The organism is Alloalcanivorax profundimaris (assembly GCF_015265435.1).
GTDB lineage: Bacteria > Pseudomonadota > Gammaproteobacteria > Pseudomonadales > Alcanivoracaceae > Alloalcanivorax > Alloalcanivorax profundimaris.
In genome coordinates this window covers 12,619-29,114 of sequence record NZ_JABJWH010000005.1, presented here as the reverse complement: position 1 = coordinate 29,114, position 16,496 = coordinate 12,619, and the positions used below count along the sequence as shown (strand labels likewise).

The following is a 16,496-nucleotide window of genomic DNA, read 5'->3' as shown; positions in this document are numbered from 1 at the left end:
CCGTCAACGGGTGATGCCGCGTTCCGAGGCGCGCAGGGAATCCAGGAACAGCGCCAGCGGCGGGCAACCGTCCTGCTGCGGTTCCAGTTCGGCGAGGGCCTGCTCCAGGGTCAGGCCACGCCGGAACACGGTCTTGTAGGCACGCCGCAGGGTGGCGATCACGTCCGCGTCCCAGCCGCGCCGGCGCATGCCCTCGAAGTTCATGCTGCGCGCCGCCGCCGGGTTGCCGCCCACCATCACGAAGGCGGGAATGTCCTTGAGCACCAGGCTGCAGCCGGCGGTCATGGCGTAGGAGCCGATGCGGCAGAACTGGTGAATGCCGGTCATGCCGCCCAGGATCACGCCGTCGCCGATCTTCACGTGGCCGGCGATGCCGGTGGTGTTGGCGAAGATGTTGTCGTTGCCGATGCGGCAGTCATGGGCCACGTGCACGGTGGCCATGAGCAGGTTGTTGTTGCCCAGGCTGGTGATGCCCTCGTCCTGGACGGTGCCACGGTGCAGGGTGCAATGCTCGCGGATCACGTTGTTGTCGCCGATTTCCAGCCGGGTGGGTTCGCCCCGGTACTTCTTGTCCTGGCACTGCTCGCCCACGGACGCGAACTGAAAGATGCGGTTGTTCTCACCGATGTGGGTGGGGCCCTGGATCACCACGTGCGGCCCGATCACGGTGCCGGCGCCGATGGTGACGTGGGCGCCGATCACGGAGTACGGGCCGACTTCCACGTCGCCGGCCAGTTCCGCCTTGGGGTCGATGATGGCTGTGGGATGAATCATGGTCGAGGAGGGTCCACCCTGGCGTTGCGAAATGGTAAGGAAAGGCGACGAGTATACCCCGGAGCCGCCGCTGCTCGCGACGGCTCCGGAAACGTTTCAGACGCGCTGTTCGGCCACCAGCAGGTCACAGGCCGCCACCAGCTTGCCGTCCACCTCGGCGCGGCAGGAGAACTTGGCGATGTTGCGGCGCAGGGTGAGCCAGTCGGCGTTCAGCGAAAGGCGGTCGCCGGGCACCACCTGACGCTTGAAGCGCGCCTTGTCGGTGCCCACCAGCAGGTAGATGAAGCCGTCCGCCGGGCGCTTGTTCTCGGTGACGAAACCGAGGATGCCGGCGGCCTGGGCCAGCGCCTCGATGATCAGCACGCCGGGCATGATCGGCTCCTGGGGAAAATGCCCGTTGAAAAACGGCTCGTTGATGGAGACGTTCTTGTAGGCCTCGATGCGCTTGCCGGGCTCCACGGAAACCACGCGGTCCACCAGCAAAAAGGGATAGCGGTGAGGCAGGTATTCCCTCACCTCATGGATGTCCATCATGAGCATTATCCAAACAGATGTGAGGCGTGCGCCGGGGGCTAGTCCCCGGCGCCGCGCTCGAGTTTACGCACCCGGCGATGGAGTTCGTCCAGGTGCCGAAAACGGGCCACGTTACGACGGTAGCGGTCCTGCTTGTCCACCGGCAGCGCGGAACCATAGGTGCCGGGCTCGGTGATCGAGCGGGACACCAGCGACATGCCCAGTACCTGGACCCGGTCGCAGATCTCCAGATGGCCGGAGATGCCCACCGCGCCGCCGATCATGCACTGGGAGCCGATGCGCGAACTGCCGGCGATGCCCACCTTGCCGGCGATGGCGGTAAAATCGCCGATCACCACGTTGTGGGCCACCTGGATCTGGTTGTCCAGGATCACGCCGTTGCCGATCACGGTGTCATCGATGGCACCCCGGTCGATGGTGGTACCGGCGCCGATTTCCACGTCCGCGCCGATGCGCACGCCGCCCACCTGGGCGATCTTGGTCCAGCCGCCGGGGCCGGGCGCGAAGCCGAAGCCGTCGGCGCCCACCACGCAATGGGCGTGTATGATAGTGCGCGGGCCGATGGTCACACCATGGTAAATTGTAACATTTGGCCAGATATGACAGCCATCACCCAGCTCGGTGCGGGCGCCGATCACCGTGTTGGCGCCGACCACCACGCCCTCCCCGAGCACCACGTCCGCCTCGATCACCACGTTGGGACCGATGCTGGCCGAGGCCGGCACCTTGGCGGACGGCGCCACCAGGGCCGCCGGATGGACGCCGGCGTCCGGCGCCGGCGCGGTGTCGAACACATGGCTGACGCGGGCGTAGGCCATGTAGGGGTCGTCCACCACCAGCGCCGCCGTGGGACAATGCTCGACCTGATCGGCGCGCAGCAGCACGGCGCCGGCGCCGGTGGTTTCCAGTTGCCCGCGGTAGCGCGGGTTGGCCAGGAAGCTGAGCCGGTCACCGCCGGCGGAGGCCAGGGTTCCCAGCCCGGCCACTTCCCGGTCCGCCGGGCCGTGCAGCTCGGCGTCCAGATAGTCGGCGAGGTAAGCCAGAGTCACCGACATCGGCTTACTTCATCGCGTTGAGCTGTTTGGTGACCGCCTCGGTGATGTCCATGTCGGATTGCACGTACACCACCGCCTGGGCGTTGACCACCAGGTTCAGGTTTTCCCGCTCGGACACGGTTTCCACCGCCTGCTTGAGCTTGGGCTCCATCACCTCGAGGATCTCCTGCTGACCCTTGCTCATCTTGCGCTGGGCGGACTTACGCAGGTTCTGCAGCTCGATCATTTTCTGCTGACCCTGGGTCTGCAGATCCTGGCGCTGGTCCTCGCTCATGGTCATGCCTTCTTTCTCCAGGCGGCCACGCAGCTTTTCCACCTCGCCGCCGAGGCGGTCGAGCCGGGACTGTTCGTCCTGCAGGGACGATTCCAGCTTCTCGAAACGGTCCTGGAATTCCTCGGCCTGCTGCAGGGCGCCAATGGGATCGACCACGCCGATGCGCTGCTCGGCGGCGGCCAGGGCGGGCAGGATAAGGAAAGCGGCAAGCAGAATTTTTTTCATGATTAACTCCTAGAAAGTTTGGCCCAGGGAGAACTGGAACACTTCCGTGTCGTCGCCGGATTCATCGTTGATCGGCGTGGCCAGGTTGAAGCTGAGCGGGCCGATGGCGGTCAGCCAGCTCAAGCCGATGCCCACGGAGGTGCGCAGTTCGGTGGCGTCGAAATCGTCGCCGATATCGGTGCGCTGGGTTTCGAACACATTGCCCGCGTCGGCGAACAGGAAGGTCCGCACGCTGCGCGAGTCGGCCGCGAACGGCGTCGGGAAGATCAGCTCCAGGCTCGCTTCGGTGAGCAGGTTACCACCAATCGGGTCCGGATCGGGATCGTTGATGTTGCGCTGATCATAGTAAAGCGCCTCGGAGCGCGGCCCCAGAGAACGCGATTCGAAGCCCCGTACCGAGCCGATACCGCCGGCGTAGTAGGCCTCGAAGAACGGCAGCACCTCGTCGTCGCCGTAGCCATCCCCGTAGCCGACGTTGGCGCGGGTGCGCACCGTCCAGTTGCCGGCGATGGGGAAGTACTTCTCCCCTTCCCAGCTCACTTTGTAGAACAGGTAATCGGAGCCGGGCACCGCGGTTTCCAGCTCGAAGGTGCTGGCCCAGCCCCGGTCCGGCAGGATGCCGCGGTTGAGGGTGCTGGTGCGCAGCGAGGCGTTGAACTTGAACTCGTTGAACTTCTCGCCTTCCTGCTCGATGAAGTCGTCGATGGCCACGGCGATGTAGTCGCCGCGCTGCACCTTGGTCTGCTCGACGCCGCCGCCGAAGTTCAGGCGGGTGTATTCGGAGATCGGGTAGCCGAAGGTCACCGAGCCGCCGGCGCGGTCCGCCGCGTAGGAGGAAATGCGCGTCTCGTCGAAGTCGATCTTCGAGTAGAACAGGCTGAAGCCCCGGCTCACCCCGTCCAGGGTGTAGTAGGGGTTGTAGTGCGAGAAGCTGTAGGAGTCGCGGATGTCACTGCGGCTCAGGGAGAACGACACCCGGTTGCCGGTGCCGCGGAAGTTGTTCTGGCTGATGTTGGCGCCGAAGATCACGCCGGAGGCGTCGGAGTAGCCCACGTTGGCGCCGATGGAACCGGACGGCTGCTCTTCCACGTCGTAGTTCACGTCCACCAGGTCCTCGGAACCGGGAACCCGCTCGGTGTCCGCCTGCACGGTGCTGAAGTAACCGAGCCTCTGCAGACGGTCCCGGGACAGATCGATCAGCGAGGTGTTGGCCGGGGCGTCCTCGAACTGGCGCAGCTCGCGGCGCAGCACTTCATCGGAGGTCTTGGCGTTGCCGCTGAAGCCGATGCGGCGCACATAGACGCGCCGGCCCGGGTCCACGTAGAAGGTCACGTCCACGGTGTTGCCGTCGCCGGTCTCCTGCTCCACGCCGCGCACCTCGGCGAAGGTGTAGCCCTCGTTGCCCAGGCGGCGCTTGATCAGGTCGCTGGTGTAGGTGACCAACTGCTGGCTGAACACCTGGCCTTTCTGGATCACCACCAGCGGCCTGAGCTCTTCCTCGCTGACCACCAGATTGCCGGAGAGCTGCACGTCGTTGACGCGGAACTGCTCGCCCTCGGCCACGTTCACGGTGATCAGCACGCGCTCGCGGTCCGGGGTCACGGACACCTGGGTGGATTCGATGGAGAAGTTGATGTAGCCCCGGTCCAGGTAGTAGGAACGCAGGCGTTCCAGGTCACCGGCCAGGCGCTGGCGGGAATACTTGTCGTCGCCCTTGATGAACGACCAGAAGTGGGACGGGCTCAGCTCGAAGTCCTCGAGCAGTTCCTCATCGCTGAACAGGGAGTTGCCGACGATGTTGATGTCGCTGATGCGCGCCGCCTTGCCCTCGTAGATGTTGATCTTCAACTCCACGCGGTTACGCGGCAGCGGCACCACCTCGGTTTCGATGTCGGCGCCGTAGCGGCCCTGGGCGATGTACTGACGCTCCAGCTCGCCGGAGATCGACTCCAGGGTGGAACGCTGGAACACCTCGCCCTCCGCCAGGCCCGCCTGGGTGAGGCCCTTGCGCAGGTCCTCTTCCTGGATCGACTTGTTCCCGTCCAGCTCGATGCGGGCGATGCTGGGGCGCTCGGCCACCACCACCACCAGGTCGTCGCCGTCGCGGCCGAGCTGCACGTTCTCGTAGTTGCCGGTGGCGAACAGCCGCTTGACCGCCTCGCTCACGTCTTCCCGGTCGATGGTGTCGCCGGGCTGGATCGGCAGGGCCGCGTAGACCCGCTCCACCGGCAAGCGCTGCAGGCCCTCGACGCGGATGTCATGGACCTTGTACGGCAACAACCCGGCGGACGTCTGCGCCTGGGCCGGGAAGAAAATGCAGAAAGAAACGATGACGAGCGTGGCGCCAAGCAGGCGTCTTAAAGCGTTGTTTGCGGCGAAATTCATGAAAACTGTCGCACCAGGTCGTTATAGATGGCCAACAACATGAAACTGACCACCAGCGTCAGCCCCACGCCCTGAGCGGTCATCAAGAACCGCTCCGGCAGGCTGCGCCCGCGAATCATTTCAATGATGCCGAAGAGAATCCAGCCACCGTCCAGCATGGGCACGGGCAGCAAATTGATCACCCCGAGGGTGATGCTCAGATAGGCCAGCAGCATCAGAAAGCTGGCGAAACCCACGGCGGCGCTTTCTCCGGCCACCTGGGCAATGGTCACCGGGCCGCCGAGGCTGTCCAGCGGCAAATGACCGGTGAATAACTTGACCACGCTGGCCCAGATCACGTTCACCTGCTGGGCGAAACGATCACCGGCGGCGCCCACCGCGGCCACGGGATTGTAGGTGTGCTCCACCAGGCCGCCGGGTGCCACGCCCAGCTGGCCCACGGTGCGGCCCTGGTACTCCACCGGCTGGGGATACAGCGTCAGGTCCACCTCGCGGCCGTCACGCAGCACCGTGGCCGGCAGCGCCTCGCCGGCGCTGGCCTGGAGAAGATCCCGCCACGGCGCCCAGCCGGCGACCGGCTCGCCGGCGGTGGTCAGCACCTGGTCGCCGACGCGGATATCGGAACGGGTGGCGCCGCTGTCCTCGGCGACGCGGCCCACCAGCACCGCCTGGCGCAGCCCCAGGGCGGCGAACGGCGATTGTTCCGGGTCCGCGGACCAGGCGCCCATGTCCAGCTCACGCACCTGGGTGCCGCCGCCGGCCTCGCGGACCCGCACCGGCACCGGCGCCTCCTCGCCCAGGTGCAGCACCAAGGCGCTGATCACGTCCTGCCAGCCCTCCACCTCGCGACCGTCCACCGCCAGCCAGCGGTCACCGGCCTGGAAGCCGGCCTCCGCCGCCGGCGATTCCGGCGCCGGAGCGCCCACCACCGCGAGACTGTCGCGCTGGCCCACGGCCATCATCAGCAGCCAGTAGATCAGGAAGGCGAGAATGAAGTTGAACACCGGGCCGGCGGCGTACACCACCACCCGCTGCCAGGCCGGCTTGCCGGAGAACTCCTCGTCCTCGCGGGCATCCTCGGGCAGCTCGTCGTCGCGGCGGTCCAGCGGCTTGACGAAGCCGCCCAGGGGAATGGCGCTGACCACCCAGTCGGTGCCCTTCTTGTCGGTGAAACGGGCCAGACGGGGGCCGAAGCCCACGGAGAAGGTGAGCACGCGCACGCCGAAGGCGCGCATGGCCAGAAAGTGGCCCCACTCATGGAATGCCACGATGACCACGATGGTGACGACAAAGGCCAGCAGCGTCAGCATGCCCTCTCCTTGATCAGGCGCCGGGCCAGCGCCCGCGCCTCGCTATCCACATTCATCACCGCGTCCACGTCGGCGCAGGCCGGCGCCGGCAGTCGCGACAGGGTTTCCGCCACCACCGCGCCGATGCCGTTGAAGCCCAGCCGGCGGTCCAGAAACGCGGCCACCGCCTCCTCGTTGGCGGCGTTCAGCACCGCGGTGGCGGCGCCGCCGGTTTCCATCGCCTGGCGGGCCAGTCCCAAGCACGGAAAGGCGGCGTCGTCCGGGGCCTGGAAATCCAGCCCGGCCAGGGCCGCGAAATCCAGCCCCGGGGCACCGGATTCGATGCGCTCCGGCCAGGACAGGGCGCAGGCGATCGGCGTGCGCATGTCCGGCGTGCCCATCTGCGCCAGTACCGAGCCGTCCAGGTACTCGACCATGGAATGCACCACGCTCTGCGGGTGAATCACCACGTCGATGCGCGCCGGCGGCACGTCGAACAGCCAGCACGCCTCGATGAACTCCAGCCCCTTGTTCATCAGGGTGGCGGAGTCCACGGAAATCTTCGGCCCCATGTCCCAGTTGGGATGGCGCACCGCCTGTTCCGGGGTCACCGGTTCCAGACGCGCCCGGTCCCAGCCCAGGAAGGGCCCGCCGGAGGCGGTCAGCAACAGACGCCGCACCCCCGGCCCCACGCCCTCGCGGGGCAGGCACTGGAAGATGGCGTTGTGCTCCGAGTCCACCGGCAATAGGGTGGCCCCGTGGCGCTTCACGGCGTCCATGAACAGGGCGCCGGTGACCACCAGGGTCTCCTTGTTGGCGAGCAGGATCTTCTTGCCCGCCTCCACCGCCGCCAGGGTCGGGCGCACGCCGGCGGCGCCGACGATGGCGGCCACCACGGTGTCCGCCTCGTCCAGGGCCGCCACCCGGGCCACGCCCTCGTGGCCGGCCAGGACCTCGGTGTCAGACCCGGCCTCCCGGAGATGGTTCCGGAGCGCCTCGGCGCCGGCCTGGTCGGCCAGGGCCGCGTAGCGCGGGCGCCAGGCCAGGCAGTGCTCGGCCAGTTCCCGCCAGCGGTGGCCGGCGGTGAGGCCGACTACCCGGTAGCGTTCCGGATGGCGGGACAGCACATCCAGGGTCTGGCGGCCGATGCTGCCGGTGGCGCCGAGAATGGTAACCGCTTCGGTGGGTGGCGTCTCCCCGCTCAAGGATGACCTCCAGGCAGCGCGAACCAGGTGAGGCCGGCCAGCGCCACCGGCAGCGCCGCGGTGACGCTGTCGATGCGGTCCAGCATGCCGCCGTGGCCCGGCAGCACGGTGCCGCTGTCCTTGATGCCGCGCTCGCGCTTGACCATGCTCTCGAACAAATCACCCAGCACCGAGGCCAGGACCGTCATCAGGGCCACCACCATCAGCGCCGGCAGGGACGCATCCAGCCAGCCGGTGTAGAACACCGCCGCCACCACCGCCAGGGCCAGCAACGCGCCGCCGATCAGGCCTTCCACGGTCTTGCCCGGGCTCACCAGCGGCGCCAGCTTGTGGCGCCCCAGGGCCCGCCCGGCGAAATAGGCGCCGGTGTCCGCCGCCCACACCCACACCAGGATGAACAATAATGCCCAGGGGCCGGCCAAGCCCAGGGCGCCGTGGTCCTGCAGCTCCACCACCGCCATCCAGGACGGCACCAGCAGCAGCCAGCCCACCGGCGCCATCAGCGCCGGGCGGAACCAGTAGCGGGCATTGCCCGGGTAGCCCAGCACCGCCACCAGGGCCAGCAGCCACCACAGCGGCAGCACGGTGAGCACCCAGGCCGGGCGCAGGCTCTCGGCGGCCACCATCAGGGCGGCCAGGAGCACGCACCAGAGCAGGCGCAGGGCCAGGGACCAGCGGCCGATCATCGCCGACCACTCCCAGCCACCGACCAGGAAAAAGGCCCCCGCCACCAGTGCGAAGGGCGTCCGCCCCAGTCCGAAGACCGCCCCCAGAACCACGGGCAGCAGGACCAGGGCGGTGATCACCCTGAGTTTCAGCATTCTTGTTCTCCGTCGGGCGCGTCCACCTGCTCCCCGGAACGACCGAAACGGCGCTGACGGCCGGCGTAGTCCTCCAGGGCGGCATCCAGGGCGTCGCCGTCGAAATCCGGCCACAGCGCCGGCGTGAAGTACAGTTCCGCGTAGGCCGCCTGCCAAAGCAAAAAGTTGCTCAGGCGGCGCTCGCCGCCGGTGCGGATCAGCAGATCCAGCGGCGGCAGGTCGGCGGTGGACACCCGGGCGTCCAGGGCGGCGGCGTCGATGTCCGCCGGGTCCAGCTTGCCGTCGCGCACGTCCCGGGCCAGCACGGCGGCGGCCTGGGCCAGATCCCACTGGCCGCCGTAGTTGACCGCCACCACCAGGGTCATGCGGTCATTGCCGGCGGTGCGCGCCTCGGCCTCGGCCATGCCGGCGCGCAGCGGCTCCGCGAAGGCATCGCGGTCGCCGATGAAACGCAGCCGCACGCCGTTGCCGTGCAGCTCGTCGACGCGCTCGCCCAGGGCGTTCACGAACAGCCCCATGAGGTGGTTCACCTCATCCTCGGGGCGGCGCCAGTTTTCGGAACTGAAAGCGAACAGGGTCACCACTTCCACGCCGTGGCGGGCGGCCCGGCGAATCACCTTCTGCACGGTGCGTTCGCCGGCGCGATGCCCGTCCGCGCCGGGCAGGCCGCGGCGGCGCGCCCAGCGGTTGTTGCCGTCCATGATGATCGCCAGATGCCGGGGCATGGCGCCCCGGTGACTGTCGATGTCCGGCGCGGAAGAGTCGGGTGTCTTATCGTCCATAAAAAAAGATCGGGCTGCCGCAAGCGGCATCCCGATATCACCGTTCAGTGTATTCGGACAACGGCCGGAGCGGGCGCTGCGCCCTGCCCGCTTATACCGTCATCAACTCCTCTTCCTTCACTTTCAGCATGCGGTCCACTTCAGCCACCATCTTGTCGGTGAGCTGCTGGATCTGTTCCTCGCCGTGCCGGGCCTCGTCCTCGGAGATTTCCTTCTCCTTGAGCAGGTCCTTGAAGTCACCGTTGGCGTCGCGGCGGATGTTGCGGATCGCCACCTTGGCGTTCTCGCCCTCGGCGCGCACGTGCTTCACCAGGCCCTTGCGGGTTTCCTCGGTGAGCGGCGGCAGCGGCAGGCGAATCACGGTGCCGGCGGTGGAGGGATTGAGCCCCAGATCGGAGGTCATGATCGCCTTTTCCACATCCGGAACCAGGGATTTGTCGAACGGCGACACGATCAGGGTGCGGCCCTCTTCCACGGAGATATTGGCCACCTGATTGAGCGGCGTATCGGACCCGTAGTAGCTCACGTGAATTCCGTCCAGCAGGCTCGGGTGGGCCCGCCCGGTACGGGTTTTCTTGAGCGCCGAGTCGAGCGACTCCAGGCTCTTCTTCATGCGTGACTGGGCGTCTTTCTGAATGTCCTCGATCACCTTTCTTCCTCGCTGGCTGCTTCCACCAGGGTGCCCTCGCTGCTGCCCAGCATCAGGCTCAGCAGAGCGCCCTGTTTGTTCATGTTGAACACGCGCAACGGCATGTCGTGGTCACGGCACAGACAGATCGCGGTCAGGTCCATGACGCCGAGCTTGCGGTCGATGACCTCGTCGTAGGTCAACCGATCGTATTTCTCGGCCTGCGGATTGGTCACCGGATCGTCATTGTAGACGCCGTCCACCTTGGTGGCCTTAAGAACCACGTCGGCGCTGATCTCGATCCCGCGCAGGCAGGCCGCGGAATCCGTGGTGAAGAACGGATTGCCGGTGCCGGCGCAGAAAATCACCACTTCGCCGTTCTTGAGATGCCGGTTGGCGTTGCGGTGGTCATAATGCTCCACGATACCGCTCATGGGAATGGCCGACATGAGACGGGTGCGGATATTGGAGCGTTCCAGGGCATCGCGCATGGCCAGGCCGTTCATCACGGTGGCCAGCATGCCCATGTGGTCACCGGCCACCCGGTCCAGGCCGGCGGTCTGCAGGGCGGCGCCGCGGAACAGGTTGCCGCCGCCGATCACCAGGCCCACCTGCACGCCGATACCCACCAGCTGACCAATTTCCAGTGACAGGGTGTCCAGCACCCGGGGGTCGATGCCGAACCCCTCCTCGCCCGCCAGCGCCTCACCGCTCAGCTTCAGCAGAATACGGTTGTAGCGCGGCGAGCGCTCCTTGTTCTTGGCCATCTCTTGATCTCCGCCACTCATGAATACCCGCCGTTTTTCCGACCGCCGGCATGCCGCCGGCGGTTAATGAAACCATTTGGGGACGGTCAAGCCAAGGCATCGCGCCGATTTGGCCCGTTCCCCCGCCCGGTATGCCGCCCGGCCGCCCTTACAGCGGTCCCGACCGGCCGAAAAAAACGCCTTGCTGGGCAGGCCAACAAGGCGTTCTTGCGCAGCAGCGCGACAAAGCCAAGCCCAGCGGGCTACTGCTTCGCCTGTGCCATCACTTCCGCGGCGAAGTCCACTTCTTCCTTCTCGATGCCCTCGCCGACCACCAGGCGCTCGAAGGCCACCACTTCGGCGCCGGCGTCCTGCACCAGCTTGCCCACGGTGGTGTTGGGGTCCTTCACGAACGGCTGATCGTTCAGGCTGACTTCCTTGAGGAACTTGTTGATGCGGCCGCCGAGCATTTTCTCGACGATTTCCGCCGGCTTGCCTTCCATGTCCGGCTGGGCACGGATGATTTCACGCTCTTTCTCGAGCACGTCCTCGGGCACCTGGTCGGACTTGACCACCATCGGCGCCACGGCCGCCACGTGCATGGACACGTCCTTGGCCAGCTCGGCGTCGCCGCCGGACAGGGCCACCAGCACGCCGATCTTGCCACCGTGCACGTAGGAACCGACGCGGCCATCGGCCACGTTCAGACGCACCGCGCGGCGCACCTGGATGTTCTCACCGATTTTCTGCACCAGCGCCTGGCGGGCCTCTTCCACGGAGGCGCCGTCCTCGAGCTTGAGCTCGGCGATCTTGGCGGCGTCCACTTCGTCCGCGTCCAGGGCGGCACCGGCCACCTTGTTGGCGAAGCCCAGGAAGTTCTCGTCACGGGCCACGAAGTCGGTTTCGGAGTTGATTTCCACCATCAGCGCGCGGCTGTTGTCGTCGGAGGACGCCACCACCACGGCACCTTCGGCGGCGGTGCGGCCGGCTTTCTTGGCGGCTTTCGCCTGGCCGGACTTACGCAGGTCGTCAATGGCTTTCTCGATGTCGCCATCCGCTTCCACCAGCGCTTTTTTGCACTCCATCATGCCGAGCCCGGTGCGCTCGCGCAGCTCTTTCACCATTGCAGCAGTTACAGCAGCCATGCTTAACCTCTTGAAACTTTGAATTCGGGAATGCGTTCGGGGCGGGCCCGGCCCGCCCCGGCGTGATCAGCCTTCGGCTTGCTCGCTGGCGGCTTCGCCTTCGGCGCCTTCCACCTCGACGAACTCGCTGTCGCCACCGCCCTGGGTCTGGGCGTATTCACGGCCTTCCAGAATCGTATCGGCGGCCGCCTTCACGTACAGCTGGATGGCACGAATGGCGTCGTCGTTGCCCGGGATCACGTAGTCGATGTCGTCCGGGTTGGAGTTGGTGTCCACCACGGCCACCACCGGGATACCCAGCTTGCGGGCTTCCTGGACAGCGATGTCCTCGTGGTCCACGTCCACCACGAACAGAGCGTCGGGCAGGCCGCCCATTTCCTTGATACCGCCGATGGAGCGTTCCAGCTTGTCCATCTCGCGCTGGCGCATCAGGTGCTCTTTCTTGGTCAGCTTGTTCAGGGTGCCGTCCTGCTCCTGGGCTTCCAGATCACGCAGACGCTTGATGGACTGGCGAATGGTCTTCCAGTTGGTGAGCATGCCGCCCAGCCAGCGGTGATCCACGTAGGGCATGCCGCAGCGCTTGGCTTCCTCGCGGATCGCCTTCTGCGCGGCGCGCTTGGTGCCGACGAACAGGATCTTGTTGTTGCTGGCCGCCAGCTTGTTCAGGAACGACAGGGCGTCGGTGAACAGCGGCAGGGTGGTTTCCAGATTGATGATGTGGATCTTGTTCCGGGCGCCGAAGATGTAGGGTTTCATCTTCGGGTTCCAGTAACGGGTTTGGTGGCCGAAGTGCACGCCGGCCTTCAGCATATCGCGCATGTTGACGCTCATGATTTCTCTCCTGGGTTAGGCCTCCACGCTCCCGCATGACCCAACCCTTCTTCCTGGGAAGAAAAGGCACCCGGAGCCATGTGACGGAGCGTGTGTGTGATTTCCCTTCGCCGATCCCCAGCGGGTACAATGGCGCACCGCTTCACGGGGCCTGCCCACCGGGGAGCGACGAAAGCGCGCGCTTTATACCACAGCCGCCTGTCACGGGCAACGAGAAAGCGGTATACAGTCCCCGGCCGACACCCGCTTTCTGGCCACCCAAGCCACTGAAAACGCTGGAGTTTCCCTGATCAACATGAATGTCACGATTAAAACCCCGGAAGACATCGCCAAGATGCGTGAAGCCGGCCGCCTGGCGGCGGAGGTGTTGGAAATGATCGGCGAGCACGTGCGGCCCGGGGTCACCACCGAGGAACTGGACCGGCTCTGCCACGACCACATCGTCAACGAGCAGGACGCGATTCCCGCCTGCCTGGGCTACCGGGGCTTCCCCAAGTCCGTGTGCACCTCCGTGAACCATGTGATCTGCCACGGTATTCCCAGCGACAAGAAGGCCCTCAAGAAGGGCGACATCATCAATATCGACGTCACCGTCATCAAGGACGGCTGGCACGGCGATACCAGCAAGATGTTCTACGTGGGCGAGCCCTCGGTGCTGGCGCGGCGCCTGGTGGAGACCACCCGGGAATGCATGCTCACCGGCATCCGCATGGTCAAGCCCGGCGTGCGCCTGGGCGACATCGGCCACGCCATCCAGAAACACGCCGAGGCGGAGCGCTTCTCCGTGGTGCGCGAGTACTGCGGCCACGGCATCGGCCAGGTGTTCCACGAGGAGCCCCAGGTGCTCCATTACGGCAAGCCCGGCACCGGCCTGGAACTCCAGGAAGGCATGGTGTTCACCATCGAGCCGATGATCAACGCCGGCAAGGCCGCCAACAAGGTGCTGCCCGACGGCTGGACCGTGGTCACCAAGGACCGCAAGCTGTCCGCCCAGTGGGAGCACACCCTGGCGGTCACCGCCGATGGCTACGAGGTGCTCACCGCCCGCCAGGAAGAAACCGACCTTTACTGATAAGGACGCGACGCCGCCACCATGGATTTGACGCCCCAGGATTTGACGCCCCCGCTCAGCCCCGAACAGCTGCTCGCCGCCCTGCGCGACAGCGACCAGCCCGGCCAGCGCGCCCGCGACTTCCTGGAGGAGGGCCAGGCGCGCCTGGACCAGGCCTTCGACCGGGTGCCCATCGAGGCCCTGGTGCATGGCCGCGCCGATCTGGTGGACCGGGTGCTGGTGGCGGCCTGGTCCCTGTTCGGCCTGGATGACTTCGCGGACGTGGCCCTGGTGGCGGTGGGCGGCTACGGCCGCGGCGAGCTGCACCCGCACTCCGACGTGGACCTGATGGTGCTGTTCCGCGACACCCCGGCCCAGGACGCCTGCTCCGCCCTGGAAGGCTTCGTCGCCTTTCTGTGGGACATCGGCCTGGAAATCGGCCACAGCGTGCGCACCCTGGACGAATGCGAGAACCTGGCCGGCCAGGACATCACCGTGGCCACCAACATCATGGAAGCGCGCACCCTGGCCGGCGACGACCGGGTCCGCGAGGACCTGGCGGTGCGCACCGGCCCGGACCGCATGTGGCCCACGGACCGTTTCTTCGCCGCCAAGTGGGAAGAACAGACCGCCCGCCACCGCAAGTTCAACGACACCGAATACAATCTCGAACCGGACATCAAGAACGCCCCCGGCGGCCTGCGCGACGTGCAGATGATCGCCTGGGTGGCCAAGCGCCACTTCGGCGGCGACAGCCTGGAGGCGCTGGTGGAAGCCGGCTTCATCACCCGCGTCGAGTTCGACGCCGTGACCCGCTGCCTGGACTATCTGTGGCGGGTACGCTGGCAGCTCCATTCGCTCACCGGCCGCAACGAGAACCGGCTGCTGTTCGATCATCAGCGGCAACTGGCGGAGCGCCTCGGCCACCGGGATTCCAACGCCAACCTGGCGGTGGAACTGTTCATGAAGGAGTTCTACCGGGCGGCGCTGGCCCTGTCGGTACTCAACGACATGCTGCTGCAGCTGTTCGACGAGGCGATCCTGCGCGCCGGCGAGCCGGAACAGGTGCGTCCGCTCAACCGCCGCTTCCAGGTGCGCAATAACTACCTGGAAATGGGCGCCCCGGACACCTTCCGCGAGCACCCCTCGGCGCTGCTGGAAGCCTTCGTGCTGATGGCCCAGAACCCGGATCTGAAGGGCATCCGCGCCGCCACCGTGCGCGAGCTGATCCACTGCCGGCGGCTGATCGACGACGACTTCCGCAACGACCCGGCCAACACCGGCCTGTTCATGCAGCTGCTGCGCAGCCCGCACGCGCTGTTCACCCAGCTGCGCCGCATGAAGCGCTACGGCATCCTCGGCAAGTACCTGCCCGAGTTCGGCCGCATCATCGGCATGATGCAGTACGACCTGTTCCATATTTACACCGTGGACGCGCACACCCTGCTGGTGCTCAAGAACATGCGCCGGCTGCGCTACGAAAACATGCGCGATGAGTTTCCGGTGGCCTGCGAGGTGTACTACCGCCTGCCCAAGCCGGAGCTGCTGTACGTGGCCGGCCTCTACCACGACATCGCCAAGGGCCGCGGCGGCGACCACTCCGAGCTGGGCGCCGACGACGCCATCGCCTTCTGCCAGCGCCACGGCCTGACCAACTGGGACGCCAAGCTGTGCGCCTGGCTGGTGCGCAACCACCTGACCATGAGCGTCACCGCCCAGCGCAAGGACATCTCCGACCCGGACGTGGTGCATGAATTCGCCCGCACCGTGGGCGACCTGGTGCACCTGGACTACCTCTACGTGCTCACTGTGGCGGACATCAACGCCACCAACCCGGCGCTGTGGAACTCCTGGCGCGCCTCCCTGCTGCGCCAGCTGTACATGGAAACCAAGCGCGCCCTGCGCCGCGGGCTCAACAACCCCCAGGACAAGCAGGACTGGATCGACGAGACCCGGGACGAGGCCCTCAAGCTGCTCGCCGAGCGCGACCACGACGTGAAAGCCATCGAAGCCCTGTGGGCCAACATCGGCGACGAGTACTTCCTGCGCGAAACCCCCTGGGACATCGCCTGGCACACCGAGGCGCTGCTGGAGCGCACCAACGACCAGGACCCGCTGGTGCTGATCCGCGAATCGGAAACCAGCCCGGGCAACCTGGAAGGCGGCTCGCAGATCTTCATTTACACGCCGGACACCCGCAATCTGTTCGCCGCCACCGTGAACGCCATCGACAGCCTCGGCCTGACCATCATGGACGCGCGCATTATCACCAGCGCCGACGGCTTCAGCCTGGACACCTACATCGTGCTCGACGAGAACGGCACGCCGATCGGCGACGACTGGCCGCGCATCGAACACATCCGCAAGACCCTCACCGAGACCCTCAAGGAGCCGGAGCACTTCGGCAACACGGTGAGCCGGCGCATGCCCCGGCGCAACAAGCACTTCGACGTGCCCACCCAGGTCACCATCAGCAACGACATCGTCAACGACCGCACCGTGGTGGACGTGCAGACCCTGGACCGCCCCGGCCTGCTGGCGCACATCGGCCGCATCTTCGTGCAATTCGAGCTGCTGGTGCAGAACGCCCGCATCGCCACCCTGGGCGAGAAAGCCGAGGACGTGTTCTTCATCACCGACCTGGACGGCCAGCCGGTGTCCGACCCGGAACTGTGCGAGCGCCTGCGCGACACCCTGGTCCGCGAGCTGGACGACCGCAGCAAGAACGACACCCTGTCCGTCACCATTTAG

General features: G+C 66.5%; 15 protein-coding genes. 2 read left to right on the top strand and 13 right to left on the bottom strand.

The genetic code is table 11. From position 1 onward, the window contains the following. Positions 1-3: 3 nt before the first annotated feature. The 13 genes from lpxA to rpsB all read right to left on the bottom strand — a co-directional run bounded on the left by lpxA (position 4) and on the right by rpsB (position 12,697). Positions 4-774 (bottom strand): acyl-ACP--UDP-N-acetylglucosamine O-acyltransferase, encoded by a 771-nt coding sequence (lpxA, locus tag HMJ39_RS01590; protein WP_194296027.1) that lies wholly within the window; start codon positions 772-774, stop codon positions 4-6. Between the two features lie 96 nt (positions 775-870). Beyond that, positions 871-1,305 carry a 3-hydroxyacyl-ACP dehydratase FabZ gene (gene fabZ / locus HMJ39_RS01585; protein WP_456061958.1) on the bottom strand — a complete coding sequence of 145 codons (435 nt, stop codon included), beginning with the start codon at positions 1,303-1,305 and terminating at the stop codon, positions 871-873. 41 nt (positions 1,306-1,346) lie between these two features. Then, positions 1,347-2,363, bottom strand: coding sequence for a UDP-3-O-(3-hydroxymyristoyl)glucosamine N-acyltransferase (lpxD, locus tag HMJ39_RS01580; RefSeq protein ID WP_194296025.1), 1,017 nt, complete (start codon positions 2,361-2,363; stop codon positions 1,347-1,349). Positions 2,364-2,367: 4 nt separating this feature from the next. Further along, positions 2,368-2,862 carry an OmpH family outer membrane protein gene (locus tag HMJ39_RS01575; RefSeq protein WP_194296024.1) on the bottom strand — a complete coding sequence of 165 codons (495 nt, stop codon included), beginning with the start codon at positions 2,860-2,862 and terminating at the stop codon, positions 2,368-2,370. Positions 2,863-2,871: 9 nt separating this feature from the next. Then, positions 2,872-5,247: an outer membrane protein assembly factor BamA gene (gene bamA / locus HMJ39_RS01570; protein ID WP_194296023.1), complete on the bottom strand. Its 2,376-nt coding sequence runs from the start codon at positions 5,245-5,247 to the stop codon at positions 2,872-2,874. Further along, entirely contained in the window at positions 5,244-6,557 is a 1,314-nt protein-coding gene (gene rseP / locus HMJ39_RS01565) for an RIP metalloprotease RseP (protein WP_194296022.1), read from the bottom strand. Before rseP ends, bamA begins: the two co-directional genes overlap by 4 nt. Further along, on the bottom strand, positions 6,551-7,741 hold the full coding sequence (ispC, locus tag HMJ39_RS01560; protein WP_194296021.1) for a 1-deoxy-D-xylulose-5-phosphate reductoisomerase: 1,191 nt from the start codon (positions 7,739-7,741) through the stop codon (positions 6,551-6,553). Before ispC ends, rseP begins: the two co-directional genes overlap by 7 nt. Beyond that, positions 7,738-8,562: a phosphatidate cytidylyltransferase gene (locus HMJ39_RS01555; protein WP_194296020.1), complete on the bottom strand. Its 825-nt coding sequence runs from the start codon at positions 8,560-8,562 to the stop codon at positions 7,738-7,740. The genes ispC and HMJ39_RS01555 overlap by 4 nt, the downstream gene beginning before the upstream one ends. After that, entirely contained in the window at positions 8,556-9,344 is a 789-nt protein-coding gene (gene uppS, locus HMJ39_RS01550; RefSeq protein WP_194296019.1) for a polyprenyl diphosphate synthase, read from the bottom strand. The genes HMJ39_RS01555 and uppS overlap by 7 nt, the downstream gene beginning before the upstream one ends. 91 nt (positions 9,345-9,435) lie before the next feature. After that, entirely contained in the window at positions 9,436-9,993 is a 558-nt protein-coding gene (frr, locus tag HMJ39_RS01545) for a ribosome recycling factor (RefSeq protein WP_194296018.1), read from the bottom strand. Beyond that, complete coding sequence (gene pyrH / locus HMJ39_RS01540; protein ID WP_194296017.1) at positions 9,990-10,739, bottom strand: UMP kinase; 750 nt, start codon at positions 10,737-10,739, stop codon at positions 9,990-9,992. Before pyrH ends, frr begins: the two co-directional genes overlap by 4 nt. Positions 10,740-10,981: 242 nt before the next feature. Next, positions 10,982-11,863, bottom strand: a complete 882-nt coding sequence (tsf, locus tag HMJ39_RS01535) for a translation elongation factor Ts (RefSeq protein WP_161383710.1) — start codon at positions 11,861-11,863, stop codon at positions 10,982-10,984. A 66-nt stretch (positions 11,864-11,929) separates the two neighbouring features. Further along, a complete protein-coding gene (gene rpsB / locus HMJ39_RS01530; protein ID WP_194296209.1) occupies positions 11,930-12,697 on the bottom strand; it encodes a 30S ribosomal protein S2 in 768 nt (255 codons plus the stop codon). Positions 12,698-12,989: 292 nt separating this feature from the next. Here rpsB and map point away from each other — a divergent pair, with 292 nt between their 5' ends. Beyond that, a complete protein-coding gene (gene map / locus HMJ39_RS01525; protein ID WP_194296016.1) occupies positions 12,990-13,766 on the top strand; it encodes a type I methionyl aminopeptidase in 777 nt (258 codons plus the stop codon). Between the two features lie 21 nt (positions 13,767-13,787). Next, complete coding sequence (locus HMJ39_RS01520; protein ID WP_194296015.1) at positions 13,788-16,496, top strand: [protein-PII] uridylyltransferase; 2,709 nt, start codon at positions 13,788-13,790, stop codon at positions 16,494-16,496.

Bases quoted from the DNA above. Each gene is read 5' to 3' on its own strand.
- HMJ39_RS01520 (WP_194296015.1), top strand. From the start codon at position 13,788: ATGGATTTGACGCCCCAGGATTTGACGCCCCCGCTCAGCCCCGAACAG.
- uppS (WP_194296019.1), bottom strand. From the start codon at position 9,344: ATGGACGATAAGACACCCGACTCTTCCGCGCCGGACATCGACAGTCAC.
- HMJ39_RS01575 (WP_194296024.1), bottom strand. From the start codon at position 2,862: ATGAAAAAAATTCTGCTTGCCGCTTTCCTTATCCTGCCCGCCCTGGCC.
- map (WP_194296016.1), top strand. From the start codon at position 12,990: ATGAATGTCACGATTAAAACCCCGGAAGACATCGCCAAGATGCGTGAA.
- HMJ39_RS01555 (WP_194296020.1), bottom strand. From the start codon at position 8,562: ATGCTGAAACTCAGGGTGATCACCGCCCTGGTCCTGCTGCCCGTGGTT.
- rseP (WP_194296022.1), bottom strand. From the start codon at position 6,557: ATGCTGACGCTGCTGGCCTTTGTCGTCACCATCGTGGTCATCGTGGCA.
- pyrH (WP_194296017.1), bottom strand. From the start codon at position 10,739: ATGGCCAAGAACAAGGAGCGCTCGCCGCGCTACAACCGTATTCTGCTG.
- tsf (WP_161383710.1), bottom strand. From the start codon at position 11,863: ATGGCTGCTGTAACTGCTGCAATGGTGAAAGAGCTGCGCGAGCGCACC.
- fabZ (WP_456061958.1), bottom strand. From the start codon at position 1,305: ATGGACATCCATGAGGTGAGGGAATACCTGCCTCACCGCTATCCCTTT.
- lpxD (WP_194296025.1), bottom strand. From the start codon at position 2,363: ATGTCGGTGACTCTGGCTTACCTCGCCGACTATCTGGACGCCGAGCTG.
- lpxA (WP_194296027.1), bottom strand. From the start codon at position 774: ATGATTCATCCCACAGCCATCATCGACCCCAAGGCGGAACTGGCCGGC.
- bamA (WP_194296023.1), bottom strand. From the start codon at position 5,247: ATGAATTTCGCCGCAAACAACGCTTTAAGACGCCTGCTTGGCGCCACG.